Consider the following 22,108-nt stretch of genomic DNA (forward strand, 5'->3'; position numbering starts at 1 on the left):
AGGGCGGGCCCGGGGTGGTTGGAAATCTGCCGCCAGCTGATTCGGGAAGGGTCTAACGAGTCGATGTCGCCGCGGTAGCACTCGGGAGAGGGAACAAAGCTCCGTCGTTCCTCATCATTCGCCGGCGGCAGCACCTTGACGCCGTCACATACGATCAGGGTTCGTGCGCTGATGCCGCCTGAATGACCGAATACGGGCGGGCCGGGGAATGGCGTGGCCTCCAGCCACGAGTGAGTCTGGGTATCGAAGACCTGCACTACATCGACGTTGTCGTTGTTGTGCCAGCCTGAGACCAGAAACACGTAGCGATCGGCATACACTGCCGAAACCGCATCATCTACCGCAACAGGCATGTCCGGTAACCGTCGATAGGTTCCGGTCGCGGGATTGAGCTCATAACCATCGGGCGTTGACACTTCGGCGCCATCCTCCGCGACGGTGTAGCCGCCGAAAAAGTAGACTTGGCCGGCGACGGTTTGGGCGGTTGCGGCTAGCCGACCGACGCCTCCCGGTATCGGAGCCAGCTCGCGCCACCTCTTGTCGCCGCTGCGCCAGGAAAAGACACGGTCGGAAACATGTCGCCACGTCTTGCCGTCGACCAGCCCCGCGAGGCTGATGACCTGGACAGACGCGGCGGGCCCAGGAATCAGCACCGCTGCGTTGTTTGACACCGTCACCGGCAATTCGGGCGGCGTAGGGCTCGTCAACCCGTCCGGTTTCGGGCTGACGGTGCTATCAAACTGGCATCCGACAAGCAGTGCCAGTACAAATGGAAAAAGTCTCACGAGTCCAGCAAGTCACGAATATCGTCAGGCCTGAAGGGCCAAAACAACTCCCTTTCGCCGACTGCCAGGACCGGTATGCTGGTGCCGTAGCGTTCCAGTAGCTCGACGCTTCGTGAGATATCTTTCGGGGCAATGTCTACCCCCAGCGAGGACGCCATGGCGCTCGCCTGCTCGCACAGCCCGCAACCGTCACGGGTGTAAAGGATTACCGATTTGCTCATGGCTCCGGGGTATACAATAGCCACCCCCAAGGTACAAGGCGTTAGCCATGGCGGTCAGCACCTTTGATCTGTTCAAAATCGGCGTGGGTCCTTCCAGCTCCCATACCGTCGGGCCGATGAAGGCGGCCTGCAGCTTTGCCAGACGTCTTGGCGAGCAGCGGCTACTCAACGACGTAAGCTGGGTGAGGTCTGAGCTATTCGGCTCTCTGGGTCACACGGGTCGTGGTCACGGCACCGATAAGGCGGTGATGCTGGGTCTGGAAGGTGAGTTACCCGACCGCATCGATCCTGACGACATCGGCGGCCGTCTCGAGAAAATCTTCTCCAGCAACTCGCTGACGCTCGACGGCAAGCATTCGATAGAGTTCCTGCCGAAGCAACACATGATTTTCCACAAGCGAGACCGGCTTCCGTTTCACTCCAACGGGATGCGTTTCTCAGCGCTCGACTCACAAGAAAAGGTTTTGCTTCAGGCCGAGTTCTATTCTGTCGGCGGCGGCTTTGTTGTGAGCAAGGACGAAGCCGCAGCCAATCGAATTGTTCCGGACGACACCGAGCTGATGTACCCGTTTAAGACCGGAGATGAGTTGCTGGAGCTTTGCAGTCGGCACGGAAAGTCAATCGCCCAGATCATGTTGGCAAACGAACACGCCTGGCGTAGCCGCACAGCAATCACAGACCAGCTAAAGACAATCTGGGAAGCCATGCAGGCCTGCGTAGCGCGGGGCATCCGCAGCCCGGGCGAGCTGCCTGGCGGACTGCGTGTTCAGCGCCGCGCACCAATCATCTATCAGCGTCTCAACCGGCGGCTGGAAGATGCACTTAAAGATCCGCTCAACATCATGGATTGGGTGAATCTTTATGCGCTGGCGGTCAACGAAGAAAACGCCGTCGGAGGCCGTGTTGTCACTGCACCGACCAACGGTGCCGCCGGAATCGTCCCGGCGGTGCTGCACTACTACGATCGCTTCTGTCCGGGAGCCGACTGGCAAGGCGTTTCAGATTTCCTGCTGACGGCAGCGGCCGTAGGTATCTTGTTTAAGGAGAACGCATCGATTTCAGGCGCCGAGGTCGGGTGCCAGGGGGAGGTTGGCGTGGCCTGCTCGATGGCGGCCGCCGGACTCACGGCCGCCTTGGGAGGCAGTCCGACTCAGGTCGAAAACGCGGCGGAAATTGGCATGGAGCACAACCTGGGTCTCACCTGCGACCCGATCGGAGGCCTGGTTCAGATCCCGTGTATCGAGCGGAACGCCATGGGAGCGGTGAAAGCCATCAATGCCCAACGGATGGCGGTGCGGGGTGACGGCAAACACCACGTGTCGCTAGATAAGGTCATCAAGACCATGCGCGAAACGGGTGCTGACATGAAGACCAAGTACAAGGAAACTTCCCGCGGCGGACTGGCCGTTAACGTCGTAGAGTGCTAATCGGCCAGTCAGGTCACTATGGAACGGCAGCGCTGCGGTTTGGGGGAAAGTCCACTCAGCATCGTCCCCACTGGGGCGTCTCTGCGAACGTACGTACGAAACGAGCGTAAGAGTCTTACTCCACAATCGAAAATCAGAGGTTTCTGCATGAGCCGGTTGGTCGCTTTTAGCTTTTTAGTGTTGATCTGGGAATTGAGTCTGTCGCAGACGACGGTCACCATCGACGTTGATCCGATCGGTGACGACGCTTTAGAGGTGGGCTGCAGCCTGCGCGAAGCCATCAGCCTCGCCAACGCTGGATTGACGGAAGGGCTGGACTGCAGCTCGGTTTTGACCGGTACGGGATTCCCGCTCAGCTACGAGTTCAATTTGCCTGAGATGCGCTACCAGCTGCTGGGCGATGCGGCGTCGGGTGAAGCCGGCGGCGACCTGGATGTTGACGCTGAGATTTCGTTCCAGGGTGCGGGTTCTAACCGTACGGTGATCGAAGGCAATGAACTTGACCGGGTCTTGCACCTCACGACCTTTAATTCGAGCGTGACGTTGCGCGATCTGCAAATCACTGGCGGCGCGGTTCGAGGGGATAACAACGGCGGCGGGATCCTGGTTGAGGGGGGCGCGCTGGACGTGGAGCGGGTTGTCTTCAGCGACAACCAGGCCATCGGAGAAATTGGTCAGACAGCCGCCGACGGCGGCGGGATTGCCAGTGTGGGCGGTAGACTTCGCATCGGGCCTGCCACAGTTTTCGAGGACAACCGCGCAACCGGACTCGGCGGTGCGGTGTTTTCAGATAACGTAATGACGGTGGATGGTGCAGTCTTCGAGCGCAACAGCGCCAGCGACGGTGGTGCGGTCTTCGCCTTAACCAGAGGCGCGATTGTCACCATCGAAAACTGTCTTGTCCGCGGCAACACCGCGCTTAGTTTCGGCGGCGGCATGCGGCTTCAGGGTGAGATCGCCGGCGTCGTTGCGGTTGAGAAATGTTCCATCGTTGAAAACAGCGCTTTCTCGGGCGGCGGTATTTTTGGCGCCGGGGTGGACCTGGCCAACAGCACGATCGCCGCTAACCAGGCTGAGCGAACGGCGGGCGGAATCCGGTTGAACCAGTCGCGGCTGACTGGCGTCACCATCGCCGGCAACGTCGCGCAGCTGGGCGTTGGGGGCTGTCCGTGGAATCTGGGCCTTTCGTATTGACCAACTCCATTGTTGCAGACAATCAGGACGCGACTGGCGCTAATCCAGACTGTGAGGGCAACATCCAGCCGCAGGGCGTCAACCTGATTTCTCGCAACGACGGCTGTTCCGTTATCTTTCCGGGCGGTCTGCCGAACGCCAACGGCGATCTGGTAGGTACCACGATCCTGCCTCTGGACCCGGGCCTGGCGCCGCTGGCCGGAACGCCGCCGGTGTTGCTGCCCGGCGCGGGCAGCATTGTGGTAGACGCCGTGGGCGTCGGGCTTTGTACCTACGCGGCGGCGTCAAACAACGGGCTGTTTAACGACGGCGACCCGGTTCAGTTCGACCAACGGGGTGTGCCGCGGGACAGTTTGTGCGACATTGGGGCCATCGAGTCAGATCAAGTGTTCAGCAACGGATTTGAAGGCAACTGATTCACGGCTTTTCCTGGTGGGGCTGGTAACGGCACTGGCGGTTGTGGTGTCCGGGCCGTCCGCGGCCAAGAAGATCTACAGCTACACCGACGAAAATGGGATTACCCATTTCACGGATCGGCCGCCCAATACCGATCAGGAGGTCTCGGAGCGGCAGGTCCGCGTCGACGAGGCGCCCATGGTTACCGTCCGCCAGGATGGGCCACCGGAGGCACGACGCTACTACTTCAACAACCGCTGGCAGGGGCCGGCCAGCGTCAGCATTCGCTTTACCGAGTCTGAAAACGTCGTAGCAGACCCCCCTCTGCCGGCAACGTTCCTGCTGCCGGAGGCCGGTGAGAGTCATCTCCTGACCGTGCTGCAGCGGGATTCCCGCAAAGGCAGCCGCTACGCCCTGGAATTTCGCAACGTTCCTGGCGACCCGAGCGCCAACCCGGACGCGCGGCAACGCTATGCGCTGCCGTTCCGGCGCGGGCAGCGGTTTTATGTCGGCCAGGGTTTTGGGGGCATCGTCAGCCACACCGACGACCAGTCCTACTACGCTATTGACCTCGGAATGCCCGAGGGTACGCCGATTCTTGCTGCCAGAGACGGGGTTGTGATGCACGCCGAAGAAGATTTTTTCGGTTCCGGGACCGACGTAGAGCGCTATGCGACACGAGCCAACAGCGTCCGCGTCCTGCATGAGGACGGCACCATGGCGGTGTATGCACACCTGGCGCTCGAGAGCGTGGCGGTCAAGCCGGGTCGAGTGGTGACCACCGGCGAACTGCTCGGGCTGTCGGGCAATACGGGGTACTCCACCGGCCCCCACCTGCACTTTGTGATTCAGCGCAACGATGGCGGCACGCTCAAATCTATCCCGTTCCGCTTCGACGATGGCAGCGAGGATGGATTGATCCCCCGGGCCGGGACCTGGCTTCGCCGCTAGACCTCGTTTCTGCCCTATAATGCGCGGCCTTATGAAAGGCCCCAGAGCATGTCTGCCGTAACTGACGAAATCGCCCGCCGGCGAACCTTTGCGATTATTTCGCACCCGGATGCCGGCAAAACGACGCTGACCGAGAAGCTGCTGCTGTTTGGCGGAGCCATCCAGATGGCCGGTGCGGTGAAGGCCAAGAAGGCTGCGCGGCACGCCACCTCTGACTGGATGGCGCTGGAGCAGGAGCGGGGTATCTCGGTCACGTCGTCGGTCATGCAGTTTCAGCACGATGGGCGCATCGTCAATCTGTTGGACACGCCCGGTCACGCGGACTTCTCGGAAGATACCTACCGCACCCTCACCGCCGTTGACTCAGCGCTGATGGTGATCGACTGCGCGAAGGGTGTCGAGGAACGAACCATCAAGCTGATGGAGGTCTGCCGGCTCCGCACCACGCCGATTTTTACGTTCATCAACAAGCTCGACCGCGAGGGTCGCGATCCGGTTGATCTGCTCGATGAGGTGGAGGATGTCCTTAAGATCGCCTGCGCACCGGTGACCTGGCCGGTAGGTATGGGCAAGCGGCTCAAGGGTGTTTATCACCTGCTCGAGGATGCCGTTTACCTCTATGAGTCCGGCCGCAACTACGTGAAGCAGGAAGCGGCGGTGATTCAGGGTTTGGCCAATCCGGAGCTGGACGACGCTTTGGGCCCGATGGCCGCCGAGCTTCGCGACGAGATCGAGCTGGTGCAGGGAGCCAGTCATCAGTTTGAACGACAGCCCTACCTTGAGGGCAACCTGAGTCCCGTTTTCTTTGGCTCGGCGATCAACAACTTTGGCGTGACGCCGCTGCTGGACGCGTTTGTCGAAAACGCACCGGCTCCGCAGTCACGGGAAACCCTGACCCGTGAGGTCGAGCCGTCGGAGCCCAAGTTCACCGGTTTCTGCTTTAAGATTCAGGCCAACATGGATCCGGCCCATCGCGATCGGGTGGCGTTTGTGCGGGTCTGCTCCGGGGAATTTACCCAGGGCATGAAGCTGCAGCAAAGCCGGATCAACAAGCAGGTGAAAATTGCGAACGCGCTGACCTTTATGGCTCAGGACCGGGGCACCGTGGATGCCGCTTATGCCGGCGATATCGTGGGGCTTCACAATCACGGCACCATTCGCATCGGGGACACCTTCACGGAAGGAGAGCAGCTCCAGTTCACGGGCATCCCGAGCTTTGCGCCTGAACTGTTTCGCCGCGCCCGGCTCCGCGATCCGCTGAAGCTCAAGCAGCTCTCAAAAGGCTTGGGGCAGCTGTCGGAAGAGGGGGCCACCCAGTTTTTTAAGCCGATGCTCGGCAACGAGCTTGTCCTCGGCGCGGTCGGTATCCTGCAGTTTGACGTGGTTGCCTATCGGCTGAAGTCGGAATACCACGTCGACGCCATCTTCGAATCGGTCAACGTGGTGACGGCCCGTTGGGTGACGGGTGACGACAAAAAGCTGGCGGAATTTAAGGCCAAGCTGGATATGAACCTCGCCACCGACGGCCACGGCGACCTGGTGTATCTCGCACCCAGCCGGGTCAACCTACAGCTGACCGAAGAGCGGTGGCCCGATTTGCGATTCGCGGCTACGCGAGAGCAGATCTAGGCCGGCCGGGAAATATCAGCGCAAGAACTCTGTGGGCTTTGGTGAACGGCTCAGGGAGCCGGATCGCTCCCTTCAAAGCCGTTTGCGAAGACCTCCCGCGCCAGCCCGTTTAGCGTTGGCAGTGCAATGAGCACCGAGTTTTCGGTGCCGGAGTCGGTCAGCCGGAATGCAACGTTAGCGGTCTGGTCTGCGCCGCCGGAAAACACGATGCCGGCGAAGTACTGCCACTGCGGCGTTGCGTTGAAGAAAGCGCTGCCGGGTGCCGTTCCCGTAAACGTGCCGTTGGACTCGAAAATCGGCACGGCAAATCCTACTTCCTGGTCCGAACTGTCGGCGTTATCGGCGCGGAGGAAAACCTCGCCCACCATCAGTCGTCCCGCTGGTGCCAGCGGTACCTGGGTTATTTCGTGATCGAATCCCGCGCCGGTGGCGTTTACCGAGGTTATCCTCATGGCAGTGGTGGCGGGGCTGCCGGGATACAGCTCGTTGGCTGTAACGGGCACCTTCTGCAGGGTGATGCTGGCCGACTCGCTGTCCAGCCCAAAGGCTCGCCAGAACTCCGGGACGATGCCTGTGACGTTTCCCTGAATCCCGCCGCCGGTGCCGGAGAACTCCGGGTTGGGGACACGGTTTTCCAGTGAGGGTCCGATCACCTCGGGCAGCGCAATCTGGATGCTGTTGTCCGACGCTCCTTCGGTCAGGCGAAAGGACAGCTCCGCGCTGGCGCCCATCAGGCTGGTGGCGATGGGCGGCACCTCATACTGCGTCCAGGTGTCGGTCACCTCAACGGTTTGACTGCCGGTGTTGCCGGTGAACACGCCCACCTCATCGAAAATCGGGAGCTGGATCAACACCATTTGCGAGCTCATGTCAGAGTTGTTGCTGCGCAGATAGACGGTGGCGCCGTAGCCGAGCTCCGGGAGCAACGTAAACTGGTTGGGTGACGTGTCAAAGCCTGAGTCGGAGGTGGCCGGTGGTCCAAAGTTCGTGACGGTCAGCTCCACCGCGTTGACCGGTGGGCTGCCGGGAAAGATGGCGTCGGCAGCGAGGGGAACAATGGCCGAGGTGGCCGTCGACTCGCCAACGGCGAAGGTCCGCCACAGGCTCGGCACCTCGCCGGTGACGTTGCCGGCGGGTGAGCCGCCGTTACCCCGAAACTCGGGATTGTGCAGCTGGTTGAATGTTATGGACTCGGTTTGGGCCGCTGCGAACGTGCAGCTAAGCGCAGCGAGCAGCGCGACAGCAATTTGGCGGGTTCTAGCAATCATAGGGATCTCCCCGAGGCTGCGGGTATGTTTGTTAGTTGCGAATTTCGCCGGTTTTTCGGCTCACCTCATGACAAAGTAAAGTCCAGCATACACCTTCGGATCCACCATCAGACCTCGACGCTGCTGTTCCTCAAGCCAGCCGTGAATCTCACTGCGGTGAACGTGGTGCACGATGATGTTTTCTCCGCCAACGCCGCCGCCGGCCCCGACCCGCTCTGGGTTGTTAGCCTGAAAAAAATGGATCACCTCGTCAGTGAGTCCAGCAGATGTAGGGCCTGAGGTCAGCGCTGTCATCGACTGCGCCCGATACCCGACCTCTTCCTCAAGCTCACGAGCCGCCGCTTCGGCGAGCGGCTCATCACTCAGGCCTGGCTCATCGCCGGCCAGGCCGGCCGGAAATTCGATGACGGAACAGCCCAACGGAGGGCGAAATTGTTCGGTCAAGACAAATTCATTGTGGTCGTTCAGGGCTACCACCACCACCACGGCGTGGGCATTGGTTCGGCTGCAGTATTCCCAGGTGCCGGTTTGGTAAAGTCCGAGGAACTTGCCGCGGTAAAGTTCGGTCATAGAGGGGTGCGCGGGCCGCATATGCTGGCAATTAGACCGTTGATTATGGTCTGATTCGCCCTCAACTGCACCGACAGCCGGCCGTTCCCGCGCCGCTAGTATATTTTGAGGAAAATTCCCTGATGGTCAGCCCCAATCTGTTACGCCGTGCGTCTGCCGGCACCAGTCTGGCTTTTTGCCTGCTTGCGGCGCTGGCCGTGGCGGCGCAGGAAGACAAAGCGTCGAAGGGCGATATCGAACGCGAGAACAATCCGCAGCGCCTGCTGATGGCGATTTTCGAGGCGCAGAAAGCCAGAGATCTGCCCACCATGGAGCAAGCGGCGACGCGCCTGGTTCGCCTGCGCCCCCAGGTTGGGACCTACGGCTACCTGCTGGCCAAAGCCTTTGCCCTGCAAAACAAGAAGAGCGAGGCCTACAACACGCTGCTGTATCTCAATAACCAAGGCCTGTCGTTTGACCTGACCGTGGACGAAGACATGGCAAACGTTCGCGGTACCGAAGTCTACGATTTTCTGGCGGACGGACTGAAAAAGAATGCGAACACCGAAGGTGAGCTCGCCGGCACCGAAACGCTGCAGCAGGCTGGCCTGCTGGCGGACGGTCTCGCCTACGATCCGAAGCGTGATCAGCTGCTGGTTGGCAGCATCACCCAAGGCGCGGTTTTTCTGCTGGGTAAGGGCGGGGAACTCACACAGCTGGTCAAGGCGACGCCGGAAAACGGTCTCCTCGGGGTTTTTGACATAGCGGTCGATCCGAACAGCCGTTCCCTCTGGGTCAGCTCGGCTGCGGCGCCGCATTACCAGGGGATTCGGTTTCAGGACGCGGGCTACTCAGGCATCTTTCAGTTTGATCTCGACAGTGGCCAAATCCGCCGCCGCTTCGATCTGCCTAAGCGCGATCCTGGCAACAAGCTGGTCAACTTAACGGTCGCGTCTGACGGCAAGGTCTATGTAGCCAACGCCGGGCGTCCCGAGGTGTACCAGGTCGACGTTGAACGCGAGCAGATGAGCCGGATTTTCACCGCTCCAGGCTTCACCAGCGTCCGGGGACTGGCGGTATCACCGGATGCCAAGACCCTGTATTTCTCCGATTACGAGCTGGGACTGTTTGGCGTTGATCTGAAGACGCAGCAGGCGTTCCAGGTACGGGTGCCCGCCCAGGTCAATATGGGTGGCATCGACGGCTTGAGCTGGCACCGCGACGGACTCATTGCGATCCAGAACGGCAACTTCCCGCACCGAGCGCTGAGGGTTGCGCTGAACAACGAAGGGAATGCGGTCAGCGCGGCGGTCCCGCTGCTGGTTAACCACCCCTCATTTCTGGTTCCCAGCGAAGGGATTGTGGTCGGCGACTCATTCCATCTGATCGCCAACGGCAATGCGCCGCTCTACGACAACGCCACCGGTAAGCCCATCGACGCGGACGCGCTGAAGCCCCAGATGATCGTTACCGTGGACGCCAACGTCGATATGTCCGTGGGCCCCAATACGACAAAAGCACTGTAGTAAGCGCCGGGCGGACCGTTTTGCGGTCAGTCGGAGCGATCAGGCGGCGAACTTTCCGACCCGCTGGCGCAGCGTGCTGCCGAATTTCAGGTAATCGAACAGGTCATTGATCGCACCCATATCGACGGACCCCAGCGTCAGCGAGGGTGTGGGCGACGGGATCGGCGCCTCGCAGTGAATACCCGTCAGGCGGCGAGCAAGCCGAGCGTCTTCCACGTAGGTTTTCAGCTTGGCTGACAGGCTCTTGGCCCCGCGTACCGACAGGAACTCCACCTCCGACGCGCGCTCCAATGCTTCGTCCAGCGTGCCGAAGTGGCTGAGAAGGGCGCTGGCGGCTTTGGGTCCGATCCCCGGCACGCCTTTGATGTTGTCTACAGCGTCGCCCGTGAGCGCCAGGTAGTCAGCGATCTGTTCCGGCATCACGCCGAATTTCTCTTTAACACCCTCGTAGCTGGTTCGCAGGTTGCGGGCAAAATCCCATAGCTGATCCTGCGGCCGCAGCAGCTGCGCCAGATCCTTGTCGCTGGTCACGATGACGTGGTGGTGCTCGGCCATCTCCGGCAGCCGGGTAAGGGTTCCGATCAGGTCGTCCGCTTCATAGCGGTCGTCGGAGAAACACTCCATCCCCATCGCCTCCGCCACAGCCCGGCAGTGGGCGAATTGACGCTTCAGCTCCAGCGGCGCTGGGTCTCGATTCGCTTTGTACTGCGGGTCGATGTCGTTGCGAAACGATGTTTCCAGGCTCTCGTCGAAGGCGATCGCGATATGGCTGGGGCTGGCCTGCTCCAGCAGTGAACACAAGAACCCGGTGAAACCGTAGACGGCGTTGCTGGGGTTGCCATCGCTGTCCGTCATCTCGTGAGACATGCCGAAATAGGCGCGAAAAACGTAGACGCTCGCGTCGACCAGAAAAAGCTCAGACATGATTCAGCGAAGCCGGGACCAAGCGCTCAGCCGCCGCTGTGACAGGTGCCCGCCTGGGCGGTCTCGGCCCGTCGCTGCCGCTCCAGCAGCCGGCTGTTGCGGGGGAAATGCGCCAGCAGAAACTCCATCTGATCAGCCAGAATTCGTTTGCCCTGTAGATAAACGTACTCTGCATGGGTCGGCGCGAAGGGGATGGCCAGCAGCTCCATGCCGGCGCCCTCAGGCGTGCGGCCCGCTTTTCGGTTATTGCAGCGTTTGCAGGCTGTTACCACGTTTTGCCAATGATCCTGGCCGCCCTGGCACAGCGGCGTCACGTGATCGCGCGACAGGTCACGCGCGCTGAATCGCTGCCCGCAGTAAAGGCAGACGTTGGAGTCACGTCGAAAAAGCGCTCGGTTGGTCAGCGGCGGGACGTAGTTGGGACGGCGGTGTCCAGTGTCTGCGTGGACGCCCCGAGTAGCCACGATGGCATTGACGTCGACAAAGCTTCTCAGGCCCGACTTGGCGCAGATGCCGCCGTGAATGCGATAGAGCCGGGAGCCGAGGGAGTAGACCACCAGGTCAAGGGCCAGGTATTTGGCCGCCTGCTGATAGTCGATCCACTCGATGGGCATGCCCGCCACATCGGTACGCAGAACTTCCAGTCGAAGATCGGTCATCACGCCAGACACCATGCCGGGTTACCTCAATGTAAATTCAATTGCCGAACGGATCAACCGTCCAGTGATTGGATCAGTCCGGCGAGCCGTTCCTGAGCCTGTGGCACGTAGGCTCCGCCGAATAAATTGGCGTGATTGAGTACGTGGTAGAGCTGATAAAGGCCACGCCGGCGAGGGTATCCGGGGTCCAGCGGAAGGCGATCTTCATAGGCCGCATAAAAGGCCGGGCCAAAGCCGCCGAACAGCTCCGTCATCGCCAGATCGCTCTCTCGGCAGCCGAAGTAGCAAGCCGGGTCGAAGATGGCGGCGCGCTCATCGCAGGCGGCGTAGTTGCCGCCCCAAAGGTCACCGTGCAGGAGGCTCGGAAAAGCCTGAAAATCGGCAAACAGCGCCGACATCCCGCGGCGCAGCCGATCTACGCTCTCGGTCACCGCCCGGTTTCCCAGGAGCCGAGCCTGATGAGCCAGACGGTGCTCGCCAAAAAACGCTTGCCAGTCCTCAGTCTGAGGGTTGGGCTGGCGGGTGGCGCCAATGCGGTTGTCCCGATGCCAGCCGAAGCCGGATTGCCGAATTTTGTGCAGGCTGGCGAGGCCGATGCCCAGCGCGGCATCGCTGCGTGTAGATTTCGGTGAGAGTCTCAGCATCTCCAGCACGAGGAAACTGCGACCCCCGGATTCTCCGTAGGCGATCGGTTCCGGTACAACCAGCCCGCTGTCGGCGGCGGCGAGTGCCTGCAGGCCTTCCGCCTCCGCGGCGAAGGCCTCGGAGTCGACGCCGCCATATTTCACAAATACGCTTCGTTCGCCGAGGCGCAGTTCGACCGCCGAGTTGATATCGCCGCCGCTGATCGGGCGAGTTACGGCGATGTCGGAGGCGCTTTTTCCGAGGCTGCGGCAGATGGCCGCAAGCAGATCAGGAGGCAAGAAACAGATCGACCAGCTGATCGTGGCTGGCGTCCATCGCCAGATCACAGGCAGACAGGCCGTTGATATCTCGCAGGCGCTTATTGGCGCCAGCCGCAAGAAGTTCCTGGACAGGGCCCAGCAGGCCGCGCGCCGCTGCTGCGTGCAGCGCCGACCAGCCGGTCAGATCCTGGCTATCGAGAGCGGCTTCCCGCCCGATGAGTAGCCGAGTCAGGGGCGTGATGGCTTTGATCTGGAGGCTGTCATCCTCTCGTGCGCGCACGCCCAGCAGCAGCATCAGCGCCGTCTGGCCCTCATCGTTGGTGGCGTTGACCTCCGCCCCGGCCGCGAGCAGCGCCTCGATTGTCTTGCTGCCGTTTTCTACGTCGGTGCTGTGCAGCGCGTTCTGCACCGCCGCCATCAGCACCGTGCTCTGCGTTTCATCGCGCTGACGAACGTCCGCGCCCAGGCTCAGCAGCAGCTTAATCATCCTCGGCTGCCAGCGTGCGGCCGCCAGCATAAGAGGCGTTACACCAAACTGCTGGCGCTGATTGACGTCGACGCCGCGGTCCACCAGCAAACGCACCACCTCTCGGTGACCGCCCAGGACGGCCGTTCCCAAGGGGGTCGTTCCGTTCGCGGCCGGCAGATTGCCGTCCGCTCCGGCGGCCAGAAGCGCGCCCACGACGTTGGGATGACCGGCCCCGCTCGCCCGCAGTAGCGGCGAACACAGCTCGCTGTCCCTTTCATTGACGTTGTGTCCCTGGGCCAGAAGGCGCTTCACGCGCCCAAGGTTTCCTTCGCTCGCAGCCCGCACAAGCTGCCCGGGTGTCGGCTCCGCGGGCTTTTCAGCCGCTTCGGCTCGGCTGCCCCGCATGAGCATGTTTTGCAGGGTAGCGTCGTCATTTTTCATGGCCAGCCCAAGCGGCGATACCCCTTCGCTGTTCGCCAGCTTTGGATCTGCGCCGGCCTGCAGCAGCGCTCGCAGCACGCCCAGCTGTGCCGGCCGTTCAACCTCCAGCGCCAGCATCAGCGCGGTGTTGCCGCCCTCGTCCTGGGCGTTGGCGTCAGCCCCGGCGGCCAGCAGCTCATTGACGAATCGCTTGTCGCGATGCGTTGCGGCCCAGTGCAGTGCGGTCCGCCCCAGGGCGTCTTGCTCGTCTACCACCGCGCCGTCACCAATCAGCTTGCCGGCCAGCTCCGCGAGCTGCTGCTCGTGGGTGTCGTCGACACCCGAGGGCTGCTCATGTTGAGCGTCAGCGAAGCCGGCGACCCAGATCAGCTGCTGTCCACCGGACTCCACCTGCGAGCCGCGCGACAGCAGGAGTTCCACGATATCCACCGGTGTCGGGGCTTGCTGCAGAACACAGCTCAGCAGGGAATCGCCGGTGCGCGACAGGGCGTTTGCGCCGAGCCCATTTTCGAGCAGCCAGCGAGGTGCCATCGCGCGCCCGGCGGCCACCGAATTCAGAAACGCTGACGACAGCCACCATGCGGGCGCCTCGGGCTGGCTGAGCAACACGGCCTTCATCTGCTCCGTATCGTCCACCAGCGCCGCGTCCATGAGACCCGCATAGCCCGCCTCTTCCTGCTCACGCTGCTGAGCTTCACTGAGCCCAAACGCGCCGCCGGTGCCGAGATCCTCCGCATCGACCTCACCGACACCGTCACTCAGGTCCACCACGTCGGTAAGCACCATGGCGTCAGCCGCCTCGCCGTCCGCGGTCGCCGGCATATCCGGTTCTTCGGGTTCCAGGCTGACGATGCTGAGCGCAATCTCTCCGGTCTGTGGGTCCGCCGCCAGCGTGTTCTCGGCCTCGCTACCGAGATCGATATCGACAGCGCTGATCAGAGCGGCGGTAGGGTCTTCCCCGAGCGCCGCAAGATCCGGGAAAACCTCCGCCGTGTCCGCATCAACCGCTGCTGTGGATTGGCTGTCTTCAGATTCTTCGTGGGTGGCGCCGTCGTCGTCGCTCGCCGTTGCTGCTGCATTCTCCAGCGCTTCGCCGTTGCCGGCTCCGGGGACGGGAAGATCCTCTGGCACCAGCTCAAAAGCTGGCGGCGGCGTGAAGCTGGCGCTCACCGCTTCGGGCGTCCCAGACAGCTGCCCGGTTGCCTCACTGACATCCTGTTCGAACCCGGCTGCTGCCGGAACGGGCTCTTTTGACGACTCCTCGGTGATCGGTGATTCGGCGGCCGACCCGGCGTCCGTGTCGGGGGCAGGGTGGAGCTCCGCTTCAGCCTCCTCCTCGGTTTCCGGCGAGTCATCGGGTTCGCTCGCCGCATCTTCTGTCACACCATCACTGGCGGCTGTGTCTGCCGCCGGGTGTTCCTGAGCTTCGACCTCCAAAGTCGCCTCGGCTTCGGGTGCCTCTTCGCAGGGCATCACCCCATCGCTAAGCTTGGTCCCATCGGTAGACGTCTCGGAGACCTCAGCAACCGGCGCCGCGTCGGATGACTCGGTCGCTTGCTCTGCGTTTGATGCTTCCACCTCGTCCGACGAGGCCTCAGCCGCAGCGAGTTCAGTGTGCTCTTCGCCTTCAGCGTCTGCCTCGGCCTCAGGCGCGTGGGGCTCCGTCTGATCGGTGACCTCTTGAGCAGGCGCGTCAGTCTCCGCACCTTCCGACGGCGCGTCGGCCTGTCCCGTCTCTACGGCTGTTTCCGGCTCCGACACGGGTTCGGCGACCGGCGGCTGCTCGGAGTCGGTGTCAGCAGCGGGGTCAGCGGCCTCAGCGGTGGCTTGCTCAGGCTCGCTCTGACTCGCCGACTCCTCGGCCTGGTCGACCTCTGAATCCGGCTTGGTGTCCGCTTCCGCTTCGTCGAGCTTAATCGCCGGCATCACCAGCGTGGCCGACTCGAGCTGCGTGCGGCTTCGGGGGTTGAGCTGACGCTCCGCCCAATCGCGGTCTTCGGGCGTCTCAAACTGCTTGAGATCAATCACGTTTTCCGCGGTGGCCAGGCCATCGGTGGCTGCCGCAGGTTCAGCGAGCGGCACAGGCGAGTTGCGGGTCCCGAGCGCGTCAGCGATGCGCCAGCGCCCGGCGGCCGCCGCAAGGTCTCCCGCCTTTCGCCCCTCGCGGTTGCTTACGTCGGGCTCCGCGCCCATGGCCATCAGCAGACGGATGGTTTCAGCGTCCGCTCGGGTGGAGCTGACCGCTACCAACAGCGCGGTTCGTCCAGGCTTGTCCCGGTGCTCGGTTTCGGGATTCCAGAACACGAGCCGCTCCAGCACGCCATTGGCGCCGGAGCGCGCGGCTTCCATCAGGGCGGTATTGCCAAAATCGTCGCGGGCGTTTACGTCTGCGCCGGCGGCCAGCAGGGCGTCAGCAATCTGCGCATTGCCCCGCAGAGCGGCTCCCATCAGCGCCGTGCGGCCCAGTTTTCCGCGGTGATTGACGTCCGCCTTGTGACGCAGCAGCAGCTCAACCCCGGCGGGGTCGTCGCGCGGCAGCAACGCAGCTTCGGCCAGCGGCGCCGCGCCGCGGGCCGGATTGACGGCCACGTCGTGACCGAGCAGCAGTTCCAGCGCTGGCCACATGCCGGCGCCGGCTGCGGTCGCCAGCGGCGTTTTGCCCTGCTGGTTTTCGAGATTGAGGTTGGCACGGTGGGTGGAGAGCAGGCCAAGGATCTGCGTGTCGCCTAGCTGCGAGGCAAAATGAGCGGCGCTGTCGCCATTGGGCGCCGTGGCGTCAGCGTCAGCACCCTGCTCCAAGAGCCACTTGGCAATTTGCAGCCTTTCGCTGCTGTTGCCGGCCGCCAGCGCCACCAGCGCGGGTATCTGCTGCGGGTCTTCCCGCAACTCGCCCTCGCGAGCGACCAGGTTTTTAAGCTCCCGCAGATTTCCGTCAAAGGCAGCCCGGGCGAAGGGCGTCTGAAGGTCGCTGCGAACCAGCAGTGGCACATTCCGAATCATGCGAACGGCAGTTCTCGCCAGCCATAACCAGACAAGCTCCCGATATTACCCGATTTTGCGTTAGAAAATCATAAGTTAGAAAGTGTCTTTGATTTATCATAGAGGCTTTGACGACCGACCCTTGTGAGCATGGAACCCACTCCTCCCGATCCGCAGGAAAGCCCGAACCAATCGCGGTGGCAGCTCGCTGCTGACGTCCTGCGATTTCAGGCAAAACTCTTTGTCGACGGCTTAAGAGATCTGCTGATGAGTCCAATCAGCCTGGTCGCGGCCCTGATCGGCCTGCTGTTTGAGCCGGCAACGCCCCGCCGGCTGTTTGACCGGGTGCTCGCCTTTGGCCGAGAAACCGAGGTCTGGATCAACCTGTTTGGCAGTCGCTCCGGTCAGCCGGGGATCGACGACCTGTTCACGTCACTGGAAGATCGACTCAGGCAACAGGTTGAGCAGGGCGGCATGACGGCTACCGCAAAACAGAAGATCGACGAGTCGCTGGACGCCATTCACGAGAAAGTCCGGGCCGCGAACGACAAGGGCACCGCCGCCGGAAATAGCGAATCCTGACGGCTTGCGCAGCCGGGCCCGGGTTAGGCGCTGAAGGTCAGCGGATCCGGGTTGCGCAGCAGCTCTGCGGCATCCTCGGGGCAGAGAGACTTTCCGATGAGGTACCCCTGCGCAAGGTTGCAGCCGAGCGCGGTGATGTATTCCAGTTCACTCGCCGTCTCCACGCCCTCGACCACAATCTTCAGCTTGAGCGCCCGCATGAGGGCCACGATACCGCGGAGCAGCTCGCGGCTGCGAGGTTCGGTATCCAGCGGACGCACAAATGCCTGATCGATCTTGGCGTAGTCGACGTCCAGCTGGTACAGCGTCGCCAGCGAGGAATAGCCGGTGCCAAAGTCGTCCAGTGACACCTGAAAGCCGAGTTCGTGGGCACGGTCGATCCACACGTCGGTGGCCTCCATGTCGACCGCGAGGCTCTCGGTAATCTCAAGCTTAATGTCTGACCGGTTCAGCTGATAGCGGTCGGTGATCTCGGCGGCCTGCGTGATGAAGTCTTTATCCGCAATTTGTTTGGCAGAAACGTTGATGCTCATGAACAGGGCGCCGGCGCCGTAGCCAGGGGCCTGCTGAAAGGCGGCCAACTGTCGGCACGCTGAATCGAAGACGTACAGGCCCACGGGAACAATCAGCCCCGTTTCTTCGGCCAGCGTGATAAACAGCGCCGGTGAAATCGGGCCTCGCTTGGGGTGCTCCCAGCGGGTCAGCGCCTCGAAGCCTGCAATCCGTGCGGTTTCACAGCCGAGCAGCGGCTGGTAAAAGACGTTCAGCTGCTGCTCCTTGAGGGCTTTCTTCAGCTCCGCCTCCAGCCGGATTTTGTCGATCCCGTGGCGGATATATTCGCCCACCACGTCTTCGGCGATCAGCTCGTCCGGACCTGCCAGCAGACCGCCTTCGCCTTTGACCTTGTTGAGCCCGCTGCGGTAGCGATCGAGCAGGATCTTGACCAGCAGCTTCAAAATCGGGTCAGCTTGCGATATCCGGTCGGTCAACTGGTCGCGAGTGACGACCATCAGATGGGTTGGGCCCGCCGCAGTGGCGGTTGCCGTGCGGGGCGCGCTATCGATGACGCCCATTTCGCCAACGATATCGCCCGGCTTGAGCTGGGTCAGGATGACCGGCGTTCCTTCAGAGTTTGTGGAGATCTGAAGTCCGCCTTCTTCAATAATGTAGGCGCAGTCCGCTTCGTCCCCCTCTCGAAACAAGATCTCGCCGTCGGCGAGGGTGCGGGTACTGCGATGCAGTTGATGATTCGACACGCCAACGCTCCTTGGAAAACGTTTGCGTAGTGCTGCCGCCTACCTCCCCTGCAGCCAGCAGCGCAGCGCACAGGGCATCGATCATACTGCAATCGACCAACTGCCCACTAGCTTTGTCGGAGGTGACGGCGGGTGCGCGCGTCGGTATAGCGATCGCCTGCCCAGCGCAGAACCCGGCGTTCGCTGCCATGGGAGCAATCCAGATCCCAATACCCGTCGGTGACAAAACTCCCCAGCCTTTGCGGCCGGCAGTTGAACTCGGACTCGCTGATCTTCCACGTTCCCTGGTCCAGACGGATGATCCGCAGCGGCGTATGCGGGATAAATACGTCATAGCGCCTGGCCGCTGCCGCCACGAGGATCTCCGGCTGCCGATCGCGATTTAGCTCCGCGAGCGCAACCTGAATCTGGTAGTCCGATTGTTCGATATGTTCCTCAAGCGCTGTTTTTGCCCAGGCGGGTAGCTCAGCGGGTTCATGCCATTGCAGCGTATGCCCCGGGGCGAAATCGATGCTGGGCTGAGGCCTGACCATCAGCAGCGCCGCTGATGCGGCGGACGTGACCGCCAGCGCCAGCACCGCAGCGATGCGCACCAAGAGTCGGGTTCGGGATGGCCGGCGGCGAGAGGAGGAAATGGCATATGTTTTCATGAGGCCATCCTGGCCGCTGAAAATGGCGCAAAAATGGCGCGGTCGTGGCGGTGAACTTGCGATGCGCGCGGGCAGAAACTTCCGCAAAGCGGCCGTCCGGCGACAACGCGACGGGAACCCCTGCCAAAAGTCCGGGGTTGTGCAAGCGCGCGCGTGGCCCAACAATATCCCTATGCCGGTTTACAAATTTCAACCCCAGATGACGCCAAAAACCACGGCCGGTGGCGTCGTCGCGGGGATTCTTGGCCTCGGAATGGCAGCGCTCACCTTTTTTGTCGGGATTTTTGTGGCGCTGGCGCTGCTGGCCGTCGGCGCGGTCGTAGCGGCCGTCCTGACGGTCCGTCGCTGGTGGCTCGGCCGCCACGGCCAGCCGCAGGCTGGCTACAAGCGCGCAGGCCCCGGCTCAGCCGCCGGCGGTGCTCGGGGTCGGCCTGGACATCGTGCCGAGGTGCTCGAGGGGGAGTATGAGGTGGTTGACCAGCCGCCCGATCAGTCCTGATCAGCCATAAACCCAGTTTATGGCCGGGATCGACACCAGCAGAAAAACGATTGTCATCAGGCCACCCGTCTTCAAAAAGTCCGTCACCCGGTAGCCTCCAGGGCTCATGATCAACGCGCTCACCTGGTGGGTCGGGATCAAAAACGCGTTGGACGCCGAGATTGCCACAATCAGGGCGAACACCGCCGGATCGGCACCGACCGCCAGCGCGACGTTGATCGCCAGTGGCACCAGCAGCGCCGTGGCGCCAACGTTAGACATCACGAGCGTAAAAAACGTGGTCATCGTCGCCAGCAAAATCTGCAGCACCAGCACGGGCACATCACCCAGAAAGGCCAGTGCCTGCTGGGCCATCCACGCGGCGGTTCCGGTGGTGTCCATCGCCAGGCCCAGGGGGATTAAGCTGGCCAGTAGAAACACGGTTTTCCAGCTCACCGACGCGTAGGCCTCGTCCATGCTCAGCACCTGGGTCACCACCATGCCGACGGCACCGACGAGCAGGCAGACGGACAGCCTGAAGTCGGAAAGGACGATCAGGCCCATGGAGAGCAGGAAAAAAGCCAGGGCCCAGCCCACCTTGTGCGGCCGCTGCTCCTCCTTGGGCAGGTCCGTGACCACCACAAAGTCGCGCTCGCCGCTCGCCCGACCCAGGTCGCGCCAGGTGCCGTGCATGATCAGCGTGTCCCCGACCTGCAGCGGGAGGCTGCGCAACCCCTGACGATGCACCTCGTCGGCCCGCTGCAGGGCCAGGACGCTGAAACCATAGGCTTTGCGAAAGCGCACCTCCTGGACGGTCTTGCCCACCAGCGGTGAACCGGGGGTGATCACGCTCTCTGCAATGCCCGCCCGCGAGGGATTGAGCAGGGCGCCGAAGCTGACCAGGCGTGGGCGGACCACCAGCTCGTTGGCCTCGGCAAACTCACCGATCTGCTCGCGCTCTCCCATGGCGCCCAGCACCGTCCCAACCCAGATCATCTCCTCGGAGGCTGGTGCCAGATGCTGGTCATCGCCGTTGCGAATCGCCACCAGCGACGGTGCGCCCTCGAGAACCTCCGCTTCGCCGATGGTCAGGCCAACCAGCGGGCTCTCGGACGTCACCAGCAGCTCGTAGACGTCACCCTTGACGCCGTAGAGCTTGGCGAAATAGCTACGGGTTCGGCCGGGCCGAGTCTTTTCGAGCACCTGGCTGGCCGGCAGAAGGAAGCGGCCGAACAGCAGAAAGAAAAGGATTCCGGCGGCGAGCAGGATCAGTCCAATCGGTGTGACCGAAAACAGGTGGAAGGTCGTGACGGTATCGGCCCCCGGCGGGAGGTTGCGATTGGAGTTCTGGATCAGGTCGTTGAGCAGGATCAGCGGGGATGATCCCACCATCGTTAGCGTGCCACCGAGGATCGCGCAGAACCCCATGGGCATCAGCAGGCGGCTCAGGCTGATCTGGCTGCGGCTCGCGATGCGGCTGATCACCGGCAGGAACAGGGCGGTGGCGCCAACGTTCTGCATGAAGCCGGAGATCACCCCAACGGTGCCGGCGACCAGCGGGATGATCCGGGTTTCCGTGCGGCCGCCGAGCCGCAGGATCATGGAGGCCACAACCGCCATCACGCCGGTGCGGTCGAGCCCGGTCCCGATGATCATCACCGCAATAATGGAGATCACGGCGTTACTTGCAAACCCGGCGAAGAGTTGATCGGGTGGCAGCAGCCCCAACAGACCGATGGCGACCAATGCGCAAAGGGCAACCACGTCCACTCGCAGGATTTCCAGCACAAACAAGACGACCGTGACGCCAAGCACCGCCAGGACCTGGATCATTTCGGTGGTTAGGACAAGGTCGCCGCCCATCGGTCAGCGGCGCTGATAGATCAGGTCGGTGACCTGGTGACCCAGCTTCAGGCCGCGTTTTTCAAAGCGCGTCTCCGGCCGCCAGGCGGGTCGCGGAGACTTTTGCCCAGGCCCGGCAAGGTTTTGCAGCTCGGGCGAGGGCTCGATGATCGTCGCCATGTGTTCCGCGTAAGGCTGCCAATCGGTGGCCAGGTGAAACAGCCCGCCGGGCGCCAGCGCTCGGACGACGTGGCCAACGAAGTCGTGCTGGACAATACGGCGTTTATGGTGCCGGGTCTTGGGCCACGGGTCCGGGAAATACAGTCTCACCCCGGCGAGGCTGCCGGCCGGCACGTGATGAGCCAGCAGATCGCAGGCGTCGTGGCAAAGCAAACGCACGTTTTCCAAGCCGCGCGTTTTGATGTCGATCAGCGCCGAGCCAAGACCGGGCCGATGAACCTCTACGCCGAGATACAGGGACTCAGGATCTGCGGAAGCCATGGCCACCAGCGCTTCGCCGTTGCCGATGCCGATTTCCATGATGGTTGGTGAGGTAGGCGGCGCCAGCAGGCCCAGCGGCTCTCCGGCCTTGGGCTCAAGGCCGTAGGTCTCCCAGTGTGTTGTCAGCGCGTGTTCCTGCGCCTCGGTGGTGCGCCCCCGCAGAACAAAGCTTCGGACCGTGCGTCGGCCGCCCGTATCGCTGCCGCCGGGCGCCGGAATTGCGGGTCGTTCTGCTGCCTTCCTCATGTGTCGGTGGTGCTTCTTATCGGGGCTTGCCGATCCGGGATTCCTGCCGGCAGCGCTGTGAAAAGTGTCCTGTTTGGAGAGTTCGTTGTGTTTCAGAGCCCCGTTGGGCGCCAAGAACAAGGCGCATCGCGCCGGCAATGGCCGTAGCCCTTGGCAAGCGATGCAACGCGGTTATTGGTGCCCAAGGGGGCTCCCTTCGGGCGCGCACCACAAGGCCTGGAGCGGCGTTG

At 62.5% G+C, this 22,108-nt stretch carries 20 protein-coding genes; 8 read left to right on the plus strand and 12 right to left on the minus strand.

Annotated features, from left to right (window positions below; all coding sequences use genetic code 11):
* Both AAF358_26085 and AAF358_26090 read right to left on the minus strand, forming a co-directional pair.
* Positions 1 to 671, minus strand: a 671-nt coding sequence (locus tag AAF358_26085) for a kelch repeat-containing protein (GenBank protein MEM7709045.1), incomplete at its 3' end; no start/stop codon positions are given.
* Between the two features lie 110 nt (positions 672 to 781).
* Complete coding sequence (locus tag AAF358_26090) at positions 782 to 1,006, minus strand: glutaredoxin family protein (GenBank protein ID MEM7709046.1); 225 nt, start codon at positions 1,004 to 1,006, stop codon at positions 782 to 784.
* 47 nt (positions 1,007 to 1,053) lie between these two features.
* Between AAF358_26090 and AAF358_26095 the strand changes: the two genes are divergently transcribed.
* The 5 genes from AAF358_26095 to AAF358_26115 all read left to right on the plus strand — a co-directional run bounded on the left by AAF358_26095 (position 1,054) and on the right by AAF358_26115 (position 6,603).
* Complete coding sequence (locus tag AAF358_26095) at positions 1,054 to 2,433, plus strand: L-serine ammonia-lyase (protein ID MEM7709047.1); 1,380 nt, start codon at positions 1,054 to 1,056, stop codon at positions 2,431 to 2,433.
* Between the two features lie 147 nt (positions 2,434 to 2,580).
* Positions 2,581 to 3,627 (plus strand): hypothetical protein, encoded by a 1,047-nt coding sequence (locus AAF358_26100; protein ID MEM7709048.1) that lies wholly within the window; start codon positions 2,581 to 2,583, stop codon positions 3,625 to 3,627.
* Positions 3,624 to 4,043 (plus strand): hypothetical protein, encoded by a 420-nt coding sequence (locus AAF358_26105; protein MEM7709049.1) that lies wholly within the window; start codon positions 3,624 to 3,626, stop codon positions 4,041 to 4,043. The genes AAF358_26100 and AAF358_26105 overlap by 4 nt, the downstream gene beginning before the upstream one ends.
* Positions 4,030 to 4,974, plus strand: a complete 945-nt coding sequence (locus AAF358_26110) for a M23 family metallopeptidase (protein ID MEM7709050.1) — start codon at positions 4,030 to 4,032, stop codon at positions 4,972 to 4,974. Before AAF358_26105 ends, AAF358_26110 begins: the two co-directional genes overlap by 14 nt.
* Positions 4,975 to 5,022: 48 nt before the next feature.
* Entirely contained in the window at positions 5,023 to 6,603 is a 1,581-nt protein-coding gene (locus AAF358_26115) for a peptide chain release factor 3 (GenBank protein MEM7709051.1), read from the plus strand.
* A 50-nt stretch (positions 6,604 to 6,653) separates the two neighbouring features.
* On the opposite strand, the gene AAF358_26120 is transcribed toward AAF358_26115, so the two are convergent.
* Positions 6,654 to 7,871: a hypothetical protein gene (locus AAF358_26120; GenBank protein ID MEM7709052.1), complete on the minus strand. Its 1,218-nt coding sequence runs from the start codon at positions 7,869 to 7,871 to the stop codon at positions 6,654 to 6,656.
* 60 nt (positions 7,872 to 7,931) lie between these two features.
* The gene (locus tag AAF358_26125; GenBank protein ID MEM7709053.1) at positions 7,932 to 8,441 is read right to left on the minus strand and encodes an NUDIX hydrolase; all 510 of its coding nucleotides are present in this window, start codon (positions 8,439 to 8,441) and stop codon (positions 7,932 to 7,934) included.
* 122 nt (positions 8,442 to 8,563) lie between these two features.
* Here AAF358_26125 and AAF358_26130 point away from each other — a divergent pair, with 122 nt between their 5' ends.
* Positions 8,564 to 9,946: a hypothetical protein gene (locus AAF358_26130; GenBank protein ID MEM7709054.1), complete on the plus strand. Its 1,383-nt coding sequence runs from the start codon at positions 8,564 to 8,566 to the stop codon at positions 9,944 to 9,946.
* Positions 9,947 to 9,985: 39 nt separating this feature from the next.
* Here the strand turns inward: AAF358_26130 and AAF358_26135 are convergent, their stop codons facing one another.
* Genes AAF358_26135 through AAF358_26150 form a run of 4 tightly spaced genes read right to left on the minus strand, consistent with a single transcriptional unit; the run spans position 9,986 to position 16,344 of the window.
* Positions 9,986 to 10,870, minus strand: coding sequence for a 5'-3' exonuclease H3TH domain-containing protein (locus AAF358_26135; GenBank protein ID MEM7709055.1), 885 nt, complete (start codon positions 10,868 to 10,870; stop codon positions 9,986 to 9,988).
* A gap of 26 nt (positions 10,871 to 10,896) precedes the next feature.
* Positions 10,897 to 11,529: an HNH endonuclease gene (locus AAF358_26140; protein ID MEM7709056.1), complete on the minus strand. Its 633-nt coding sequence runs from the start codon at positions 11,527 to 11,529 to the stop codon at positions 10,897 to 10,899.
* 53 nt (positions 11,530 to 11,582) lie between these two features.
* On the minus strand, positions 11,583 to 12,452 hold the full coding sequence (locus AAF358_26145; GenBank protein ID MEM7709057.1) for a fructosamine kinase family protein: 870 nt from the start codon (positions 12,450 to 12,452) through the stop codon (positions 11,583 to 11,585).
* On the minus strand, positions 12,442 to 16,344 hold the full coding sequence (locus AAF358_26150) for an ankyrin repeat domain-containing protein (GenBank protein ID MEM7709058.1): 3,903 nt from the start codon (positions 16,342 to 16,344) through the stop codon (positions 12,442 to 12,444). Before AAF358_26150 ends, AAF358_26145 begins: the two co-directional genes overlap by 11 nt.
* Positions 16,345 to 16,473: 129 nt before the next feature.
* Between AAF358_26150 and AAF358_26155 the strand changes: the two genes are divergently transcribed.
* A complete protein-coding gene (locus tag AAF358_26155; protein ID MEM7709059.1) occupies positions 16,474 to 16,905 on the plus strand; it encodes a hypothetical protein in 432 nt (143 codons plus the stop codon).
* 23 nt (positions 16,906 to 16,928) lie between these two features.
* Here the strand turns inward: AAF358_26155 and AAF358_26160 are convergent, their stop codons facing one another.
* Together AAF358_26160 and AAF358_26165 are read right to left on the minus strand one after the other, a co-directional pair.
* Positions 16,929 to 18,161 carry an EAL domain-containing protein gene (locus AAF358_26160; protein ID MEM7709060.1) on the minus strand — a complete coding sequence of 411 codons (1,233 nt, stop codon included), beginning with the start codon at positions 18,159 to 18,161 and terminating at the stop codon, positions 16,929 to 16,931.
* Positions 18,162 to 18,268: 107 nt separating this feature from the next.
* Positions 18,269 to 18,811 (minus strand): hypothetical protein, encoded by a 543-nt coding sequence (locus AAF358_26165; protein MEM7709061.1) that lies wholly within the window; start codon positions 18,809 to 18,811, stop codon positions 18,269 to 18,271.
* 199 nt (positions 18,812 to 19,010) lie between these two features.
* Between AAF358_26165 and AAF358_26170 the strand changes: the two genes are divergently transcribed.
* Positions 19,011 to 19,310: a hypothetical protein gene (locus tag AAF358_26170; GenBank protein MEM7709062.1), complete on the plus strand. Its 300-nt coding sequence runs from the start codon at positions 19,011 to 19,013 to the stop codon at positions 19,308 to 19,310.
* Here AAF358_26170 and AAF358_26175 read toward each other — a convergent pair whose 3' ends face one another.
* Both AAF358_26175 and trmB read right to left on the minus strand, forming a co-directional pair.
* Positions 19,311 to 21,152, minus strand: a complete 1,842-nt coding sequence (locus AAF358_26175) for an SLC13 family permease (protein ID MEM7709063.1) — start codon at positions 21,150 to 21,152, stop codon at positions 19,311 to 19,313. It lies immediately after the preceding gene.
* 3 nt (positions 21,153 to 21,155) lie between these two features.
* Positions 21,156 to 21,878 (minus strand): tRNA (guanosine(46)-N7)-methyltransferase TrmB, encoded by a 723-nt coding sequence (gene trmB, locus AAF358_26180; protein ID MEM7709064.1) that lies wholly within the window; start codon positions 21,876 to 21,878, stop codon positions 21,156 to 21,158.
* Between the last annotated feature and the right edge of the window lie 230 nt (positions 21,879 to 22,108).

The sequence above is a fragment of the Pseudomonadota bacterium genome (genome assembly GCA_039033415.1).
In the GTDB taxonomy this organism is placed as follows: domain Bacteria; phylum Pseudomonadota; class Gammaproteobacteria; order Xanthomonadales; family SZUA-38; genus JANQOZ01.

What these genes read in the sequence shown, in the direction of transcription:
- AAF358_26170 (MEM7709062.1), top strand. Translation starts at nt 19,011, where the DNA reads ATGACGCCAAAAACCACGGCCGGTGGCGTCGTCGCGGGGATTCTTGGC.
- AAF358_26115 (MEM7709051.1), top strand. Translation starts at nt 5,023, where the DNA reads ATGTCTGCCGTAACTGACGAAATCGCCCGCCGGCGAACCTTTGCGATT.
- AAF358_26095 (MEM7709047.1), top strand. Translation starts at nt 1,054, where the DNA reads ATGGCGGTCAGCACCTTTGATCTGTTCAAAATCGGCGTGGGTCCTTCC.
- AAF358_26125 (MEM7709053.1), bottom strand. Translation starts at nt 8,441, where the DNA reads ATGACCGAACTTTACCGCGGCAAGTTCCTCGGACTTTACCAAACCGGC.
- AAF358_26140 (MEM7709056.1), bottom strand. Translation starts at nt 11,529, where the DNA reads ATGACCGATCTTCGACTGGAAGTTCTGCGTACCGATGTGGCGGGCATG.
- AAF358_26155 (MEM7709059.1), top strand. Translation starts at nt 16,474, where the DNA reads ATGGAACCCACTCCTCCCGATCCGCAGGAAAGCCCGAACCAATCGCGG.
- AAF358_26165 (MEM7709061.1), bottom strand. Translation starts at nt 18,811, where the DNA reads ATGAAAACATATGCCATTTCCTCCTCTCGCCGCCGGCCATCCCGAACC.
- AAF358_26120 (MEM7709052.1), bottom strand. Translation starts at nt 7,871, where the DNA reads ATGATTGCTAGAACCCGCCAAATTGCTGTCGCGCTGCTCGCTGCGCTT.
- AAF358_26090 (MEM7709046.1), bottom strand. Translation starts at nt 1,006, where the DNA reads ATGAGCAAATCGGTAATCCTTTACACCCGTGACGGTTGCGGGCTGTGC.
- trmB (MEM7709064.1), bottom strand. Translation starts at nt 21,878, where the DNA reads ATGAGGAAGGCAGCAGAACGACCCGCAATTCCGGCGCCCGGCGGCAGC.
- AAF358_26175 (MEM7709063.1), bottom strand. Translation starts at nt 21,152, where the DNA reads ATGGGCGGCGACCTTGTCCTAACCACCGAAATGATCCAGGTCCTGGCG.
- AAF358_26100 (MEM7709048.1), top strand. Translation starts at nt 2,581, where the DNA reads ATGAGCCGGTTGGTCGCTTTTAGCTTTTTAGTGTTGATCTGGGAATTG.
- AAF358_26130 (MEM7709054.1), top strand. Translation starts at nt 8,564, where the DNA reads ATGGTCAGCCCCAATCTGTTACGCCGTGCGTCTGCCGGCACCAGTCTG.
- AAF358_26150 (MEM7709058.1), bottom strand. Translation starts at nt 16,344, where the DNA reads ATGATTCGGAATGTGCCACTGCTGGTTCGCAGCGACCTTCAGACGCCC.
- AAF358_26135 (MEM7709055.1), bottom strand. Translation starts at nt 10,870, where the DNA reads ATGTCTGAGCTTTTTCTGGTCGACGCGAGCGTCTACGTTTTTCGCGCC.